The organism is Staphylococcus coagulans (assembly GCF_002901995.1).
GTDB lineage: Bacteria > Bacillota > Bacilli > Staphylococcales > Staphylococcaceae > Staphylococcus > Staphylococcus coagulans.
Genome location: NZ_PPQN01000059.1, coordinates 40913 through 58363 on the forward strand (window position 1 = coordinate 40913; position 17451 = coordinate 58363).

Here is a 17451-nt window from a genome sequence, read left to right on the forward strand (position 1 = left end):
TTCACCTCTTTTCAAATTATAATTCGTCTTTTTCGCTCTTAATAAAAGGACGAAAAACCATTAACACATATGAAACCATCAACCCTATCAAGACGCCAAGAATATGTATTTGTGCTTGAAAGAATACCCATCCAGTACATGCTAAAATTGCGATTAAAAATCGCCAACCACTTCCAGTTGAAATGTGACCAACATTGGTTTTCTTTGATCGCTCTAAATAGTATTCAAAAATACATGTATTCGCAAAGGATGCAATTATTCCTACGATGAGCCCAAGTACAATTGGTGGTTGGATCTTGAAAACATATAGGATTAGAAGCCCTACTAAAATCGTAGAGTAATATGTTAAAAACGGCTGAAACATTTTAGAAAAACGATTCATATTGAGCCTCATTTCTGCCTAAAGACACAATTTTGAAAACCGTTCCACACATACAACTTTCATGATAATATAGGGGGAAAAGCGTGTCAATTGCACAGTGAAAAGGCTTCGATTTTGTACTCTAAATTGTCACAATTTTGACACATTTGACCCCCATATTTGATTACTTCACTTTAAAGCCTTCTGGTTTTTCTTCGATCAAGCCATACATATATTTAATGTTCTCACAAATACGTTTTGAGGCTTGACCGTCACCATATGGATTTTGAGCGATACTCATTGCTTGATAAAGTGATTCATCTGTTAATAATGCTCTTGTTGCTTCATACACATCATTTTCTTCGGTACCTACAAGTTTAAGTGTCCCCGCTTCAACCCCTTCAGGTCGTTCAGTCGTATCTCTTAAAACGAGTACAGGTTTTCCTAATGACGGTGCTTCCTCTTGAACACCACCGGAATCCGTTAAAATAAAATGTGCTTGATGCGCGAAATTATGAAAATCTACCACTTCAAGCGGCTCAATTAATTCAATACGCTCGTGATCATTTAAATGTCGATAAGCGATTTCACGAACTTTTGGGTTTTTATGCATTGGATAGACGATAACTGCATCTTCTACTTCTTCCACGATTCGTCTAACTGCCTTAAAGATATTTTCCATAGGTGTCCCTATGTTTTCTCGACGATGTGCTGTTAGCAGTATGATGCGTTTACCTTGGTGCCGTTGAATGATTTCAGAATGATATTGTTCGTCAACTGTTGTATGCATAGCATCAATTGCCGTATTCCCAGTAACAACAACTTTATTGGGATCTTTCTTTTCATTCAAAAGATTTTGCGCTGCTTGTTCAGTAGGTGCAAAATGAATATCTGCCATGACGCCTGTCATTTGACGATTCATCTCTTCAGGAAATGGAGAGTACTTATTCCAAGTTCGTAATCCCGCTTCAACATGGCCAATACTGATTTCGTTATAAAAAGCAGCGAGACTGCCCGCAAACGTTGTCGTCGTATCACCATGAACCAAAATCATATCCGGTTTGGCTTGCTTAATGACACTTTCTAAACCTGTAAGTACACGTGACGTCACTTCTGATAATGTTTGCCCTTGCTTCATGACATTTAAATCGTAATCTGGTTCGATGCCGAAAGTATCCAACACAGAATCTAGCATTTCACGATGTTGGGCTGTGACAACGACTATCGGTTCGAGTTGTTCATCTTTTTTAAGCTGCAAAACAAGAGGTGCCATTTTGATGGCTTCTGGCCTAGTACCAAAAATCGTCATAATCCTTTTCATTACAAAAGCTCCTTATTATGAATTATTTTGTACCGAATAGGCGGTCTCCTGCATCACCGAGACCTGGAATGATATATGCATTTTCATCTAATTTTTCATCGAGTGCGGCAATAAAGATATCCACATCTTCATGTGCTGCTTGGAGTTTTTCAACGCCTTCAGGGGCAGCAATAAGACACATGAAACGAATGTGCTTTGCACCACGCTTTTTCAATGAATTAATTGCTTCGATTGCTGAAGCACCTGTTGCAAGCATTGGGTCAACAACGATAATTTCTCGCTCTTCAATATCCTGTGGCAATTTCACAAAGTATTCGACAGCTTTGAGTGTTTCAGGATCTCTATAAAGTCCCACGTGCCCAATACGAGCAGCTGGCACTAAATTTAAAATACCAGTCGTCATACCTAATCCTGCGCGCAAAATTGGAACAAATGCAAGTTTTTTTCCTGATAAACGCTTAGCAACTGCAGTAGTTACAGGCGTTTCGATTTCAACTTCTTGAAGTTCCAAATCTCGTGTTACCTCATATGCCATCAGCATACCAACTTCATCAACTAATTCTCGAAATGCTTTGGTACCTGTATTCACATCGCGGATATAGCTCAGTTTATGTTGAATTAAAGGGTGATCAAAAACATGTACTTTACCCATTTTATTGCCTCCGTTTGTTATAAATTAATCTGTTTATTGATATAAAGGGAATTGCTCTGTCAAAGTTTTTACGCGTTTTTTTGCTTCTTCTAAAACTTTTTGATCTTCGTGTTTTTTAAGTACATCACTAATAATATGTCCAACTTCTTCAAATGCTTTTTCATCAAAACCACGTGTTGTTGCTGCTGGTGTACCTAAGCGGATACCGCTAGTAACAAATGGTTTTTCTTGATCAAACGGAATTGTGTTTTTATTACAAGTAATACCGATTTCATCAAGTGCTTCTTCTGCGACTTTGCCTGTGATACCAACTGAACCTTTAACGTCTACAGAGATTAAATGGTTGTCAGTGCCACCAGATACAATTCTAAAGCCGTTATCTTGTAATGTTTTTGCAAGTGTTTGTGCATTTTTAATGACTTGTTTTTGGTACGTTTTAAATTCTGGTTGTAACGCTTCACCAAATGCGACAGCTTTACCTGCAATAACGTGCTCTAATGGTCCACCTTGGATACCAGGGAAAATTGTCTTATCAATATCTTTTTTATATTCTTCTTTACATAAAATCATACCACCACGAGGGCCGCGTAATGTTTTATGTGTTGTTGTCGTAACGAAGTCTGCATATTCAACAGGGTTTTGGTGTAAGCCAGCAGCTACAAGTCCTGCGATATGCGCCATATCTACCATTAGTTTGGCACCGACTTCATCGGCAATTTCTTTAAACTTTTTGAAATCAATTGCACGTGAATATGCTGAAGCACCTGCTACAATCAGCTTAGGTCGATGTTCTTTTGCCAATTTGCGCACTTCTTCATAATCGATATGTTCTTCATCTTTAGTGACACCGTACTCTACGAAATTGTAAAATTTACCACTAAAATTAACAGGTGCGCCATGTGTTAAATGTCCACCATGACTTAAATTCATACCTAGCACTGTATCTCCGTGCTCTAGTGCGACAAGATAGACTGCCATGTTCGCTTGTGAACCTGAATGCGGTTGTACGTTAACATGTTCAGCATTGAAAAGCGCTTTCGCTCTATCAATAGCAAGTTGTTCAGTTTGGTCAACAAAAACACAGCCACCATAATAACGACGTCCAGGATACCCCTCAGCATATTTGTTCGTCATGACTGAACCTTGAGCTTCCATTACTGCTTCAGATACAAAGTTTTCTGATGCAATTAATTCAATATTACTGTTTTGACGATTAAACTCTTTTTGAATAATCTCAAATACAGACTTATCTTGTTTTGCAATAAATGACATAGACAATTCCCTCTTTTCTTTTATAGTTGATATTTAGCACGTTCGCCTCCGATTTTTTTGGGTCTTGTTTTAGCCACGGTCACGATAGCTTCACCAATTTGCTTCACTGATGTACGAACAGGGACTGCCACGTGTTTAAGATGCATTCCGATTAAAGTTTGACCAATATCAATGCCTGAATCTGCTTTAATATATTCAACGACAATCGGTTCATCCATATGACGATAAGCATATGTGGACAACGAGCCCCCTGCATGCGTGTCCGGTACGACAGAAACTTCAGTCATCAGGTAAGGATCAAAGTCCTTTTTTTCAATTGTGATTGCACGATTAATGTGTTCACAACCCTGAAATGCAAAAGCGACACCTGTTTCTTGCTGAACTTTAACAAGAGAATTAAAAATGGTCTCAGCAACTTCTAAAGAACCTGTCGTCCCAATCCGATCACCTTGGACCTCTGATGTTGAACAACCGATGACACAAACTTCACCTTTTTTAAAAAACGATTGGGCCTGAAGTTCTTCTAATAATTGATTTAATGCCTTCATATTGTAACCCCCTTAAAGTATACGTATGAGCGAAAAAACAATAATTAAAGAACTGTAAAAACATGCTATACGCCCCTTATTATAACTTATTTTTTCTTCAACTTATACTGATTACTTAATTATTCTGCCATTAATTTATCTTTTAACTTTTGTATGAGATCCCAAAGTTGATCAAAGGTTTTTTCATAAGTTTCATAGCCTGAACTAAAAGGATCATCAACGGCTTGATTTTCTCCTACATATTCACTCAAAGTCGCCACGTTAACGTGACTCCCATACATTGAGCGAATGATGCTTTCATGTTCTGGTGTCATCGTTAAAATTAAATCTGCTTTTGTATCTTCGTCGGTAAAGCGCTCTGCTTCACCATGAACATCAAATCCGTGACGTTCTATGAGTTGTTGACTATGCTGAGCTATCGGATCACCTTGTTGCGCCATCAATCCTCTAGAAACAACCTCTACTTCTGGCATTAGCTTTTTAGCGATTCCCTCTGCCATTGGACTTCTGCAAGTATTACCTGTACAAACAAAAACAATTTTCATAGTGTTTCATCCTTTATCACTTGTTGATTTGCTGCTTTTAACATACGATTTCTTAATGCTTCCGTTTCAAAATTATCTTCATAACCAAAAATATAAGCAAGTTCAATGGATGGCATTTGATCCAATTGATGTAAAATACTATAAAGGTGGTGGTTCGCACCTTTTATATCATTTTCATCTTCACTTATGATTAAAACTTTTGATTCTTTTGGTAAAAAAGGAATTTTATTTTTAGGTACTATAAAAGCAATTTTAGACCAATCTTCGTGCGCTTCTTTTCTAATCGGTGCATTAATTTGCTGGATAATCTTCAGCGGTGTATTCGGCGCGTAATGCTTGTATTTCATCCCCGGCGCAATTGGTTTCTCTGTAGCTGTTATTTGATGCTCATCAATCGCTAAAGGCATGACTTCATTCAACATGCTTCTCGTAATCGTTCCAGGACGCGCAATACGAAATGGAAAAGAAGTACAATCTAATACCGTACTTTCTAATCCGGCGTCACTCTGAGTGGATTGAATGATACCATCAACCCGGTGATTTAAGTCTTCATATGCATGTTCAAACGTTGTCGGTGACGGACGACCACTAAGGTTTGCACTTGGTGCAGCGATAGGTAAGTCAACAGCTTCCAACAGCGCCCTTGCTACTGGATGACTCGGCATGCGAACAGCTACAGAATCCAAGCCTCCTGTCACACGTTCACATAAATAACCTTTTTTCAAAGGCAAAATAAAAGTAATAGGACCTGGCCAAAACGCTTCCATTAACCTTTTTGTAGCATCAGATATAGACGATACAAAATCATCAAGTTGATCCGTGTCATAGATATGCACGATTAATGGATTATCAGATGGGCGCCCCTTTGCTTCATATATTTTACGAACAGCTTCATCGTCTCTTGCATTTCCGCCTAAACCATAAACAGTTTCAGTTGGTAAAACGACAAGCCCTCCTCGTCGATAAGTCTCAATAATTGCATCTAACTCGGGATATGTGTTTAAACACGTTGTATAGTTACGGACATCCCATATTTTGGTTTCCATCATTGAAAGCCACCTCTCCTTTCCTCATATTTTACTACAAATTAAAAAAGGTGTGAGACTGAAATCCATACCTCGATGATGGATTTCTATGCCTCACCCCTTTTATTTAGATGAAATATAAAATTTTAAATCTTATGCCAGTTAAATGTAAAGATACGTGGTTGACCGTTAATGTCGTCAATCACTTGCGTTTTAATGTGAGGAAACCACGTTTGCATCAGTTGGGTTAGAAATTCCCCTTGTTGATATCCGATTTCAAACACAACAGGTGCACCGTCACACATGACAGCAGGTAAATCGCGAATCAGTGCTTTATAAACTTGATAGCCTTGTTCCTCAGCAAAAAGTGCTAAATGAGGTTCAAATTCTAGTACATCTTTTCCCATCACATTCACTTCTTCTTTACTAATATAAGGTGGATTTGAAATTAAACCTTCCAATTGAATACCTTGTTCAATGTACGGTTTAAGTGCATCGCCTTCCATAAAATGAATCTCACAGTTATGCTTTTTCGCATTGTTTTGAGCAACAGATAAGGCAGACTTGGAAATATCACTACCATAGACAGTTAAATCATTTATTTCTGCTTTTAAAGTCACTGCAATAATACCACTACCTACACCCACATCGGCAACCGTCATGGTCGGTCTAATTTGATTCAAAAAGTAATGCACTACTTCTTCTGTTTCAGGTCTTGGAATTAATACATTAGGATTGACTTTAAAAATACGTCCATAAAAATGCGCTTGTTCCACAACATATTGAACAGGCATTCCTTTTAATAATAATGACAAACCTTGCTCAAGTTGCTTCAATCTATCTTGCGATAAAACGTCTTTCTCATTCAAAATCATTTGAGTCCGAGACCATTGACACATGTCCATCACGAGCCATTCGACAGCATTTTCTTCATAGCCTTGTGCTGACATTTTCTGTTTAGCGTTTTTTATCCACTGATTATAGTTCACCAGAATTAAGCTCTTTCAACTTTTCTGTTTGTTCATGCATTGTTAATGCATCGACAACTTCGTCTAATTTCCCTTCCATGATTTGATCTAACTTTTGTAACGTTAAACCAATTCGATGGTCTGTCACACGGCTTTGAGGATAATTATATGTTCGAATACGCTCAGAACGGTCCCCTGTCCCAACAGCTGACTTTCTTTGCGCTGCGTATTTCTGCTGTTCCTCTTGAACTTTCATATCATAGAGACGTGCTTTTAAAACTTTCATAGCTTTTTCACGGTTTTGAATTTGTGATTTTTCAGAAGATGTCGCAATTACACCCGTTGGTAAGTGTGTAATACGTACGGCTGAGTCAGTAGTATTGACGTGTTGTCCACCTGCACCACTTGAACGATACGTATCGATTTTCAAATCTTCATTGCGTATTTCTATTTCTACATCTTCAACTTCTGGCAGTACAGCAACGGTTGCTGTTGATGTATGAATTCGTCCGCCTGATTCTGTTTCAGGAACACGTTGAACACGGTGCGCACCATTTTCGTATTTCAATTTACTGTAGGCGCCATCACCAGAAACGGAAAAACTTATCTCTTTGTATCCACCGTGATCACTTTCAGTTGCTTCCACAATTTCTGTTTTAAAATTGTGCGCTTCAGCAAATTTAGAGTACATCCGGAATAAGTCACCTGCAAAGATGGCTGCTTCATCGCCACCAGCCGCCGCACGTACTTCGACAATAACATCTTTCTCGTCATTAGGATCTTTCGGAATTAATAAAAATTTGAGTTTTTCTTCAAGTTCTGGGACTTCTGCTTTTAAGTCTGCAGCTTCTTCTTTTAACATTGCCACTTCATCACTATCGTCTGTTTCTGAAAGCATCAATTCAATTTCTTGAATATCTTCCTTCACTTGTTTGTAATGACGGTAGACTTCCACAGTTTTATGTAGTTCTGATTGTTCCTTTGAATATTTGCGCAATAAATCTGAATCGCTGACCACTTCTGGGTCACTTAGCAATTCGTTCAGTTGCTCATAACGTTCTTCAACGATATCTAATTGATCAAACATTATTCTTGTCCCTCCTCAGTATCTTCGCTCGGTAATACAACATGATGCGCACGACAACGCGGTTCGTAACGTTCGTCTGCGCCAACCAAAATAATCGGATCGTCCACTTTTGCAGGCTTACCATCAATTAATCGCTGTGTCCGACTTGATGAAGCGCCACATACGGCACATACTGCTTGTAATTTTGTAATATGTTCACTTACAGCAAGCATTTCAGGAACAGGATGAAATGGCTCACCTCTAAAATCCATATCAAGTCCTGCTGTAATTACTCTATAACCTTTTTCTGCAAGTTTTTCTGCAATCTCTACAATTTCTTGATCAAAAAATTGAATTTCATCAATACCGATGATGTCTACATCTTTTAAATTATAATGCCATATTTCATTTGCTTTAGAAATATTAATCGCCTCTATCTCATTACCATTATGTGATACCACTTTTTCTTTATGATAGCGGTCGTCAATGGCCGGTTTAAAAACGATAACTTTTTGCTTGGCGTAAACACCTCTGCGTAATCGTCTTATCAGTTCTTCCGACTTACCACTAAACATACTTCCGGTAATACATTCTATCCAACCTGAATGGTACGCTTCATACATCGTTTTTTCCACCTTTTCCAAAACAAAATCACTTCATTATATCATAAAATGAAATATCCGTTTGCTTAAATTGTAATCGATTCTGTACTTAAATTTAAGTGACTGAACAAGTTAAACCATAAGTGCTACAGCTATGTATTTATAAATTAAAAACCTAAAAATATAATAGGTGACCTTTTCATCCCCTATTAATCGAACTTTAAAAATTTTTATGTATCACTGCTACAATTGTTCGCACATGCTCATCATTATGTATCAAAATGGTGTCACAAAGAAACCTTAACGAATAAAAAAGCATTCTCGTCTAAGAGAATGCTTGAATATTGCATTAGTTGTTTGATTTGAGACCAAATTTTTTGTTGAAACGTTCCACACGACCGTCTGCAGCAGCAAACTTTTGGCGTCCTGTGTAGAAAGGATGTGAATCAGAAGAAATATCTAAACGAATAACTGGGTATTCATTTCCATCTTCCCATTTCATTGTTTCATTTGAAAATTTAGTAGAACCGCTTAAAAACTTGTAATCAGTTGTTGTATCTAAAAAGATGACTTTACGGTATTCTGGATGAATGCCTTGTTTCATAATTTTCAGCTCCTTTGCCCTGAACCATCTGGAACAGAGTTATTTGTGAGTTTTTACCCAATACTTAAACATTATAAATGGCGTATCCCGAAAATGCAACCCTACTTTTTAATTATTCGACTTAAATAATAGGCTTACCCGTTTTTGTACTTTCAGCTGCACTTTTTTGTAGCACTTCAAAAAAATCTTCGTTCGTTTTTGTCCGCTTCAATTTTCGAATAAAGCGCTCTGTAAAGTCAGGTGCACTTGAGAACATATTTCTCAATTGCCATAAGCTATCTAATTCACTTTTAGGGAGTAATAATTCTTCTTTTCGAGTAGAACTTCTTGAAATATCAATCGCAGGAAAAATACGTCGCTCAGATAGTTTTCTGTCTAAGTGCAATTCCATATTACCTGTTCCTTTAAATTCTTCGTAAATCATATCATCCATGCGTGAGCCTGTATCAATCAGTGCAGTCGCTAAAATTGTTAAGCTACCCCCAGCTTCAATATTTCTCGCTGCACCGAAAAATGTTTTTGGACCATGTAAGGAAGCAGGATCTAGACCGCCAGATAAAGTTCTGCCGCTCGGTGGCACAACAAGGTTATAAGCACGCGCTAATCTTGTAATAGAATCCATTAATATAATAACGTCTTCTCCAATTTCTACTAGACGTTTAGCACGTTCTAATAAAAGTTCTGCTACTTTGACATGATGTTTTGGGTGTTCATCAAAAGTAGAATGAACAACTTCCGCTTCATCAACAGAGCGTTCTATATCTGTCACTTCTTCAGGACGTTCCCCTATGAGTAAAATAAATAATTTAGCGTTGGGTTTATTTTTAACAATCGCGTTTGCAATTTCTTTAAGTAAAGAGGTTTTCCCGGCTTTAGGTGGCGCAACAATCAAGCCGCGTTGACCTAAACCAATAGGTGTGATTAAATCCATCACGCGTGTTGAATAATTTTGAGGTTCAGTTTCTAATCGAATTCGTTCATCTGGGTATAAAGGTGTAAGTGCTTGGAAGTGAGGACGTTTTTTGACTTCTTCTGCATTGTGGTCATTAACGAAGTCTACTTGAAGTAATCCATAATATTTTTCATTTTCTTTTGGCTTTCGAACTTTTCCTGTTACTTTATCGCCTAACTTGATTTCGAAGCGCCTGATTTGACTAGCAGATATATAGATATCCTTTTCGCCTTTCGAAAAGTTGACTGTTCTTAAGAATCCATAGCCATCCTGCTGTATATCGTCAAGGATTCCTTCCATATAATAATTGCCATCTTGCTCCATTTGGGCTTCCATTATAGCAAGTACAAGTTCTTTTTTGTTTAATTTACTATAGTTAACAAGTTTAAGAGATTTCGCCTTTTCTGTGAGGGCTTTCGTTGTATTATTCTTATATAATTCATGAAAAGATTCATATTGTGGAGATGTTCTTTCCCTTGACATGTTAAACACTCATTTCATATTAAATTCTTTAACCGCATGTGCATACGATCAAGAAATACTATATCAAATATTATTCATTATGACAAAATATCAACAAAAACCTAATACAAAATTTCAATTTTCGACTATTCAAAAGGGTTTCGCTGATTATCTTAATAAGAAAAAGTAGTTTGCCACTTTGATCTGTTTTCAGCAGAACAGTGACAAACTACATTTAAGTGGGTTATTCGCCTTTATAATAACCTGCAATCGCTTTAACTTCTAAAAATTCTTCAACACCATAGTCTCCCCATTCACGACCTAAACCTGATTGTTTATAGCCACCAAATGGTAGGTTTGGTTTACGTCCAGATTCATTAATTTCAACAGTACCCGCTTCAATAGAACGTGCAACTTGTTTTAATTTATCTTTGTCTTTACCAAAAACATAGCCTGCAAGGCCATATTTTGTGTCATTTGCAATTTTAATCGCATCGTCTAAATCTTTATAAGTGATTACAGACATAACTGGACCAAAAATTTCTTCTTGGGCAATTGTCATTTTGTTATCAACATTTGCAAATATAGTTGGTTTTGCAAAATAACCTTGATCTAATCCTTCAGGTTTGCCAGTGCCACCATATAATAGTTCGGCACCTTCATCAATCCCTTTTTGAATATAGTCTTGAACTTGATTGTATTGTTTTTCACTTACAATTGGCCCCACTTCAGTGTCAGCATTTTGTGGGTCGCCAACTTTAACTTTTGCAATTTCTTCTTTAACTTGTGCTAAAAATTGATCTTTTATGCTTTCAGGTATAATTGTACGTGTACCTGCAGTACATACTTGACCCGTATTATTAACGACCTTTTTCACAGCAGCTTGTGCAGCTTCTTTAATATCTGCATCGTCTAAAATAATATAGGGGGATTTACCTCCAAGTTCAAGTGAAACTTTTTTAAAGTCTTTACTTGCTTGTTCCATAATTTTAGAACCTGTACCACCAGAACCTGTAAATGACATCATACGTACATCAGGGTGCTGACTCAACGGAGTTCCTACACCTTCTCCATCACCGTTAACAAGGTTGAATACGCCTTTAGGTACGCCAGCTTTATCAAAAATTTCTGCTAAAATAATAGCAGCAAATGGTGTTAATTCAGAAGGTTTTAACACCACTGGGCTACCCGCAGCAAATGCAGCAGCAAGTTTAAGTGATGTTTGGTTTGTTGGGAAGTTCCAAGGGGTTACTAGTCCCGCAACTCCAATGGCTTCTTTAACAACTAAATCATCGCCACGGCGTTCTTCAAATTGGAAATCATTTAAAGCATCATGTGCAGCTTGGAAGTGATTTAATCCTGCTTCATAGTGCACTTTATCAGATTTTGATACTGGTGAACCCAATTCTAAAGTAATGGCTTCAATTATATCTTCTTTTCTATTTTTATATTCTTCCACGATACGTGCTAATAATTCTTGACGTTCTTTTACTGAAGTATGACGGAATGATAAATATACATCATGTGCAGCTTGGACAGCGCGATCAACATCTTCTTTGTCACCTTTCGCAATACGTCCAAACACTTCTTCAGTTGCTGGGTTAATCACATCTATAGTTTCACCACTATGACTTTCAACCCATTCACCGTTTATATATTGTTTCGTTTGATCTCTCATGAACAAACACTCCTTATCATTATCATATCTGTTGTATTTCCACGAATTACATTATTTAAACATACTTAAAAAACACAAAAGAACAAGACATTATAGAATTGCATCCATTTTGTCTCATTCTTTTATATTATTTAAGTTGTTTTATTGTGCACTTTCATTCAGTTCTATATAGTCATGCGCCCACGTTTCAAGGGGTTCTAACGCTTGAGCCAGTGCTGCACCTTTTTCAGTTAAATGATAACAAACTGATGGTGGTGTTTCTGAAATCACATCTTTATATATAAGTTGTGCTTGACACAACTCTGCCATTTTCAAAGATAATGCCCTATTCGTAATCGGGCTTAAATCTCGCTTCATTTCGGAAAAGTGTGCTTTATGCTCATCGCAGGTAGATAGGTAATGCAAAATTAATCCATTCCAACTACGCCCCAATATTTTAAACGTCTCTTCTAAATATGGACATACTTCCATAGCTATCACCTCGAATCTTTGAATTTGTGATAACATTTCACGCTCAGTTAAGCTTCTATTTGCTCAGTCCAAATATCGGCACCTAAATTTTTAAGTGTTTTGACAATATCTGTATATCCGCGGTAAATGTGAGTAACATTATAAATCGTTGTTACATCATTTGCAAATAAACCGGCCACAATAAGACATGCGCCTGCACGTAAATCACTAGCATAAACTTCTGCACCTGTTAATTGCGACGGTTTTATCGTTGCTGTACCTCGATCAGCTGTTATCAATCCATTCATTTTTTGTAATTCTTTTACATGTTTAAAACGTTCTGGGTATATTGTTTCCGTTACAAAACTTGGTCCGTTCGCTAAAAACAGAAGCGGTGTAATCGGTTGTTGTAAATCAGTGGCAAACCCTGGGTATACCAGCGTTTTAATGTCGACACTTTGGTAAGGTTGAGACGATTTTACAATGACATAATCATCTCCTGTTTCTATTTTAACACCTAATTCTTTTAACTTAACAGTTAAAGGCTCCATATGTTTTGGAATGATATTATCAATCATGACCTCTTCGCCACAAGCAGCAGCAATACACATATATGTACCGGCTTCGATTCGATCAGGGATGATAGAATGTCGACTTCCATGTAAATGCGGAACGCCTAAAATTTTAATGGTACTTGTACCAGCGCCTGAAATTTTAGCACCTAAACTGTTTAAGAAATTAGCCACATCAACGACTTCTGGTTCTTTTGCTGCATTTTCAATGATTGTTTGTCCTTCAGCACGTGTAGCAGCGAGCATGATATTAATTGTTGCGCCTACACTGACAATATCTAGATATATATTAGCACCTACAAGACGATCTGCTTCAATTTTCATAGACGTCAAGCTCGACTCATCAATTGTCGCACCTAATGCTTTAAAACCTTTAATATGTTGATCGATAGGTCTAGGCCCTAATGGACAACCACCCGGTAAGCCAATGACACACTTTTTAAAGCGTCCTAACAAAGCGCCCATCATATAGTAGGAAGCGCGTAAAGATTCCACTTTGTTATTTGGCAAAGGTGCATTTTGAATTTGAGTAGGATCGACTGACAACGTTGTACCATTAAGTTCTGTTTTAATATTCAAATCTTCCAATAAACTCACTAAAGTTTCTACGTCAGAGATTTTTGGCAAACCTTCTAGTGTTACAGGTGCTTCCGCCATAATTGTTGCAGGAATAATCGCTACAGCGCTATTTTTTGCACCATTAATATCTACACGCCCCTTTAAAGTTTGACCACCTCTTATTTTAATTACCTCTTGTGCCATGTCATTGAACTCCTTTTCCCTTACTCTATTTATCGATAAAAATTGCATCAAAAGCATTATAATGTAAATTTTTTCAATTTGCAAAATGAAGTATCAATTTTTTACCTTTTTTCGAACGCTGAAAAGAAAATTGATAAAATACAAACTAAAAAGACGAGGTTGGAGGATAAATCCCAAATAAATAGCGCTAAGATGATATTTCATGAAAATCACCTTAGCGCTTCAATTTTATGATAAAACTTCGTATGGTACGACTTCGTATTTCGAGGGGCAGCCTCAGCCTTACCTCAAATAGTCACTCTAATTCTACTCATAAAAGGACATTTACAATGAATTACCCTTTAATGTTCTCTGCTTTGTTTGAAGTACCAAATTCTCTAATTTTACCAATAACTGTTTCTTTAATTGCTTCACGTGCAGGTCCTAAGTATTTACGTGGATCGTACACTTCTTTATCTTGATCTAATACTTCGCGAACACGTTTCGCTGAAGCAATTTGGTTTTCAGTATTCACATTAATTTTAGCTGTTCCAAATGAAATCGCCTTTTTAATATCATGTGTAGGAATACCCGTACCTCCATGTAAAACTAACGGTAAACCAGTAGATACACCAATTTCTTCCATTTCTTTAAAGCCTAGGTTAGGTTCACCTTTGTAAGGTCCGTGAACTGAGCCTAATGCAGGTGCTAATGCGTCAATACCAGTCGCTTTTACTAAGTTTTGACATTCGATCGGATCTGCATAAATCACGCCATCAGCTACAACGTCATCTTCTTGGCCACCTACAGTACCTAATTCAGCTTCAACAGAAACTCCACGTTCATGTGCATATTCAACTACTTTAGAAGTGATTGCTACGTTATCTTCATATGATTCATGAGAAGCATCAATCATAACTGAAGTAAAACCAGCATCAATGGCTTCTTTACATTTATCAAAACTTGAACCATGGTCTAAGTGAATAGCCACTGGAATTGTGATTTGGTAGTCATGTAATAGTCCCTCAACCATTTTGACAACTGTGTAAAAACCACCCATATATCTTGCTGCACCTTCTGAAACACCAAGAATAACAGGTGCATTTTCTTCTTGTGAAGCTTGTAAGATAGCTTGTGTAAATTCCAAGTTGTTAAGGTTATATTGCCCAACTGCATAACCATTTTCTTTTGCATCGATTAACATTTCTTTCATTGAAACTAAAGGCATGAAAGTTCCTCCTTGCGTGCAATTCGCACGTTTATTTATAACTACAGTATAGCAAAACCCAACCTTGAATGCATCGTCAAATCAGGTTAAATTTGTGAAAAATATCGTAATTTCAAATGTAAACGCATCCATTATCATCACTTGATTTGAGGTACCTCCCGACCATAAAAATTCAACATAAACATTCACCTCATATACGCGGCAAAGATATTTGAACGACAACAACGGATTATTATAAAATGAAAAGGCAGATGAAAATATTATGAAATGGGCAAATGATTTTATTAAATGAAAATGTATAATAAAGATTTGCACTAAAATGCACACGCAAGATATATCCACTAAGGAGGACTATCATAATGTCAAAAATGCTGACGACACAATTAACTGGTGTTTTTAACCGTTTAGATGACCAAGCACTTGATATTCAAATGGCGGCTCAAAGTCTTATTCAAGCTATTGGCGGTGAAGGACATGTTTACATTAAGGGGTATGGCGATTTGAAATGTTTCGAGACATACATATTAAACAGTTTTGAAAAGTTACATTCAAGTTTACCATTAGAAGACGATGCCACTTTTGACCAGCTTGATTCAACAGATCGCGTCTTACTCTTTGGTGCAGAATATAGTGAAGAAATGGCAAGTGACTTAGCTCGATTATTGAAAAATGACCGCGACGTTGTTGTCATCACCAATAAACCTAAAAATCAAGATTTACCAGATCAAATGATGCACTTTATCAATCTTTCTACACCACGCCCGATCGTATATACGGAAGATTATGATAAAGTCGTAACACCTCACCTTATGGCACTTAACTATGTATATTATGAAATATATACACAAATGATTGAGATGATTCGTGATTTAGACTTAGCTTAAATAAAAATGAGATGACAGCGATTGAACAAAGTTGTATGATAATTCCTTTGTCAATAAACTGTGCATCTCATTTTTTAATGAAGTCGATTAATGTACGACTTCTTGACCACGCTTATTCCATGTAAATATAAAGCTAATCATCGCTAGAATACTGATGATTGTGAGTAAAATAAAGCCTGCGCTCCAACCAAGATGATCAACAACAGCCCCCATCACAATATTAGCCATTACCGCACCGCCTAAATAGCCAAATAAGCCTGTCAGACCTGCTGCAGTTCCAGCTGCTTTTTTCGGTACATAATCTAACGCTTGTAAACCAATTAACATGACAGGGCCATATATAAGAAATCCAATCGTGACAAGTGCCAAGTTGTCAACAAGCGGATTCCCAGGTGGGTTTAACCAATATACAACCACAGCGATAGTGACACCAATCATAAAGATAAAACCTGCTGGACCTCGACGCCCTTTAAACACTTTATCTGAAAGCCATCCACAAATTAAAGTCCCCGGAATACCTGCCCATTCATATAAGAAATAAGCCCATCCTGATCCTTTCATATCGAAGTGCTTCACTTCACTTAAATATAAAGGCGCCCAGTCTAACACGCCATAACGGACAAAGTAGACAAAGATATTCGCAACTGCAATAATCCAAACCCACTTATTATTTAAGACATATTTAAACAAAATTTCTTTTGTCGTGAGTTCTGTTTCAAAAGTCTCTTTTTGATGTGTAGGATAGTCATCTCGATACGCTTCTATCGGTGGCAGACCTACAGATTGTGGTGTATCTCGAATAAGTAAATAAGCTATCAACGCAATGATAATGGCTAATAGAGCTGGATAAATAAAGGCACCTTCAAAGCCTTTTAAATAACCAAAACTCAACGTTCCGGTTAAATATATACCCAGCAAGGCGATTGGCGCCATCAATCCACCACCCACATTGTGCGCGACATTCCATATGGCGGTCTTACTTCCCCTTTCGCTCACACTAAACCAGTGGACAAGTACACGTCCTGATGGTGGCCAACCCATACCTTGAAACCAACCATTTAAAAATAACATCAAAAACATCATAGTGACACTAGAGGTCAAAGCAGGAATAAAACCCATCAATAAGTTAACAATAGCAGTCAATAATAATCCTAATGTTAAAAATGTACGTGCATTACTACGATCACTGACAGTTCCCATAACAAATTTACTAATCCCATATGCAATAGAGATAGCAGACAAAGCAAACCCTAACTCTGCTTTTGTAAACCCCATTTCAGATAGATAAGGCATCGCAATAGAAAAGTTTTTACGTAATAAATAATAGCCTGCATAACCGATAAATATCCCTAAAAAAACTTGCCGTCTCATTTTACGATATGTATCATCCTGCTGATCACTAGCAATCGGTTTGACGTGTGCAGGTGGCTTTAGAAATCGAAACATAACCGAACCCCCTTGATTTTATTAATATTTTGTTAATATTTTGTTAATTTTATTAACAAACATAACTTTTGTCA

At 37.1% G+C, this 17451-nt stretch carries 18 protein-coding genes; 1 reads left to right on the forward strand and 17 read right to left on the reverse strand.

Annotation, left to right across the window (positions count from 1 at the left end):
* Positions 1-16 precede the first annotated feature (16 nt).
* The 16 genes from CD118_RS10435 to fdaB all read right to left on the reverse strand — a co-directional run bounded on the left by CD118_RS10435 (position 17) and on the right by fdaB (position 15047).
* Positions 17-382: an ATP synthase subunit I gene (locus CD118_RS10435; RefSeq protein WP_060829590.1), complete on the reverse strand. Its 366-nt coding sequence runs from the start codon at positions 380-382 to the stop codon at positions 17-19.
* Positions 383-545: 163 nt separating this feature from the next.
* Positions 546-1682 (reverse strand): non-hydrolyzing UDP-N-acetylglucosamine 2-epimerase, encoded by a 1137-nt coding sequence (gene wecB, locus CD118_RS10440; RefSeq protein ID WP_060829589.1) that lies wholly within the window; start codon positions 1680-1682, stop codon positions 546-548.
* A 22-nt stretch (positions 1683-1704) separates the two neighbouring features.
* Positions 1705-2334 (reverse strand): uracil phosphoribosyltransferase, encoded by a 630-nt coding sequence (gene upp, locus CD118_RS10445; protein ID WP_016426447.1) that lies wholly within the window; start codon positions 2332-2334, stop codon positions 1705-1707.
* Positions 2335-2367: 33 nt separating this feature from the next.
* Positions 2368-3606: a serine hydroxymethyltransferase gene (locus tag CD118_RS10450; RefSeq protein WP_060829588.1), complete on the reverse strand. Its 1239-nt coding sequence runs from the start codon at positions 3604-3606 to the stop codon at positions 2368-2370.
* 20 nt (positions 3607-3626) lie between these two features.
* On the reverse strand, positions 3627-4154 hold the full coding sequence (locus CD118_RS10455) for a TIGR01440 family protein (RefSeq protein ID WP_103356675.1): 528 nt from the start codon (positions 4152-4154) through the stop codon (positions 3627-3629).
* A 119-nt stretch (positions 4155-4273) separates the two neighbouring features.
* Entirely contained in the window at positions 4274-4699 is a 426-nt protein-coding gene (locus tag CD118_RS10460) for a low molecular weight protein arginine phosphatase (protein WP_060829587.1), read from the reverse strand.
* Complete coding sequence (locus tag CD118_RS10465; RefSeq protein ID WP_050330378.1) at positions 4696-5745, reverse strand: L-threonylcarbamoyladenylate synthase; 1050 nt, start codon at positions 5743-5745, stop codon at positions 4696-4698. Before CD118_RS10465 ends, CD118_RS10460 begins: the two co-directional genes overlap by 4 nt.
* 125 nt (positions 5746-5870) lie before the next feature.
* Positions 5871-6713: a peptide chain release factor N(5)-glutamine methyltransferase gene (gene prmC / locus CD118_RS10470; protein WP_050345352.1), complete on the reverse strand. Its 843-nt coding sequence runs from the start codon at positions 6711-6713 to the stop codon at positions 5871-5873.
* A complete protein-coding gene (gene prfA / locus CD118_RS10475) occupies positions 6703-7779 on the reverse strand; it encodes a peptide chain release factor 1 (protein WP_050330376.1) in 1077 nt (358 codons plus the stop codon). Before prfA ends, prmC begins: the two co-directional genes overlap by 11 nt.
* Entirely contained in the window at positions 7779-8381 is a 603-nt protein-coding gene (locus CD118_RS10480; protein ID WP_050345350.1) for a thymidine kinase, read from the reverse strand. Before CD118_RS10480 ends, prfA begins: the two co-directional genes overlap by 1 nt.
* A 328-nt stretch (positions 8382-8709) precedes the next feature.
* Positions 8710-8964, reverse strand: coding sequence for a type B 50S ribosomal protein L31 (locus CD118_RS10485; RefSeq protein ID WP_016426439.1), 255 nt, complete (start codon positions 8962-8964; stop codon positions 8710-8712).
* Positions 8965-9085: 121 nt separating this feature from the next.
* A complete protein-coding gene (rho, locus tag CD118_RS10490; protein WP_103356676.1) occupies positions 9086-10399 on the reverse strand; it encodes a transcription termination factor Rho in 1314 nt (437 codons plus the stop codon).
* A 223-nt stretch (positions 10400-10622) separates the two neighbouring features.
* Positions 10623-12056 (reverse strand): aldehyde dehydrogenase family protein, encoded by a 1434-nt coding sequence (locus CD118_RS10495; RefSeq protein ID WP_060829584.1) that lies wholly within the window; start codon positions 12054-12056, stop codon positions 10623-10625.
* Between the two features lie 141 nt (positions 12057-12197).
* Positions 12198-12527 carry a winged helix-turn-helix transcriptional regulator gene (locus CD118_RS10500; RefSeq protein ID WP_050330370.1) on the reverse strand — a complete coding sequence of 110 codons (330 nt, stop codon included), beginning with the start codon at positions 12525-12527 and terminating at the stop codon, positions 12198-12200.
* 47 nt (positions 12528-12574) lie between these two features.
* A complete protein-coding gene (locus tag CD118_RS10505; RefSeq protein ID WP_050330368.1) occupies positions 12575-13840 on the reverse strand; it encodes a UDP-N-acetylglucosamine 1-carboxyvinyltransferase in 1266 nt (421 codons plus the stop codon).
* Positions 13841-14174: 334 nt separating this feature from the next.
* Positions 14175-15047 (reverse strand): class IIb fructose-bisphosphate aldolase FdaB, encoded by an 873-nt coding sequence (fdaB, locus tag CD118_RS10510; protein WP_050330366.1) that lies wholly within the window; start codon positions 15045-15047, stop codon positions 14175-14177.
* A gap of 359 nt (positions 15048-15406) precedes the next feature.
* Here fdaB and CD118_RS10515 point away from each other — a divergent pair, with 359 nt between their 5' ends.
* Positions 15407-15931: a DUF2529 family protein gene (locus CD118_RS10515; RefSeq protein WP_050330365.1), complete on the forward strand. Its 525-nt coding sequence runs from the start codon at positions 15407-15409 to the stop codon at positions 15929-15931.
* Between the two features lie 87 nt (positions 15932-16018).
* Here CD118_RS10515 and glpT read toward each other — a convergent pair whose 3' ends face one another.
* Positions 16019-17377, reverse strand: coding sequence for a glycerol-3-phosphate transporter (glpT, locus tag CD118_RS10520; protein ID WP_060829583.1), 1359 nt, complete (start codon positions 17375-17377; stop codon positions 16019-16021).
* Between the last annotated feature and the right edge of the window lie 74 nt (positions 17378-17451).

Excerpts from the sequence above, each read along its gene's own strand:
- fdaB (WP_050330366.1), bottom strand. The coding sequence starts at position 15,047 with ATGCCTTTAGTTTCAATGAAAGAAATGTTAATCGATGCAAAAGAAAAT.
- CD118_RS10455 (WP_103356675.1), bottom strand. The coding sequence starts at position 4,154 with ATGAAGGCATTAAATCAATTATTAGAAGAACTTCAGGCCCAATCGTTT.
- CD118_RS10460 (WP_060829587.1), bottom strand. The coding sequence starts at position 4,699 with ATGAAAATTGTTTTTGTTTGTACAGGTAATACTTGCAGAAGTCCAATG.
- CD118_RS10485 (WP_016426439.1), bottom strand. The coding sequence starts at position 8,964 with ATGAAACAAGGCATTCATCCAGAATACCGTAAAGTCATCTTTTTAGAT.
- CD118_RS10495 (WP_060829584.1), bottom strand. The coding sequence starts at position 12,056 with ATGAGAGATCAAACGAAACAATATATAAACGGTGAATGGGTTGAAAGT.
- CD118_RS10480 (WP_050345350.1), bottom strand. The coding sequence starts at position 8,381 with ATGTATGAAGCGTACCATTCAGGTTGGATAGAATGTATTACCGGAAGT.
- CD118_RS10450 (WP_060829588.1), bottom strand. The coding sequence starts at position 3,606 with ATGTCATTTATTGCAAAACAAGATAAGTCTGTATTTGAGATTATTCAA.
- rho (WP_103356676.1), bottom strand. The coding sequence starts at position 10,399 with ATGTCAAGGGAAAGAACATCTCCACAATATGAATCTTTTCATGAATTA.
- upp (WP_016426447.1), bottom strand. The coding sequence starts at position 2,334 with ATGGGTAAAGTACATGTTTTTGATCACCCTTTAATTCAACATAAACTG.
- glpT (WP_060829583.1), bottom strand. The coding sequence starts at position 17,377 with ATGTTTCGATTTCTAAAGCCACCTGCACACGTCAAACCGATTGCTAGT.
- wecB (WP_060829589.1), bottom strand. The coding sequence starts at position 1,682 with ATGAAAAGGATTATGACGATTTTTGGTACTAGGCCAGAAGCCATCAAA.
- CD118_RS10515 (WP_050330365.1), top strand. The coding sequence starts at position 15,407 with ATGTCAAAAATGCTGACGACACAATTAACTGGTGTTTTTAACCGTTTA.
- CD118_RS10500 (WP_050330370.1), bottom strand. The coding sequence starts at position 12,527 with ATGGAAGTATGTCCATATTTAGAAGAGACGTTTAAAATATTGGGGCGT.
- CD118_RS10505 (WP_050330368.1), bottom strand. The coding sequence starts at position 13,840 with ATGGCACAAGAGGTAATTAAAATAAGAGGTGGTCAAACTTTAAAGGGG.
- prfA (WP_050330376.1), bottom strand. The coding sequence starts at position 7,779 with ATGTTTGATCAATTAGATATCGTTGAAGAACGTTATGAGCAACTGAAC.
- CD118_RS10465 (WP_050330378.1), bottom strand. The coding sequence starts at position 5,745 with ATGGAAACCAAAATATGGGATGTCCGTAACTATACAACGTGTTTAAAC.
- CD118_RS10435 (WP_060829590.1), bottom strand. The coding sequence starts at position 382 with ATGAATCGTTTTTCTAAAATGTTTCAGCCGTTTTTAACATATTACTCT.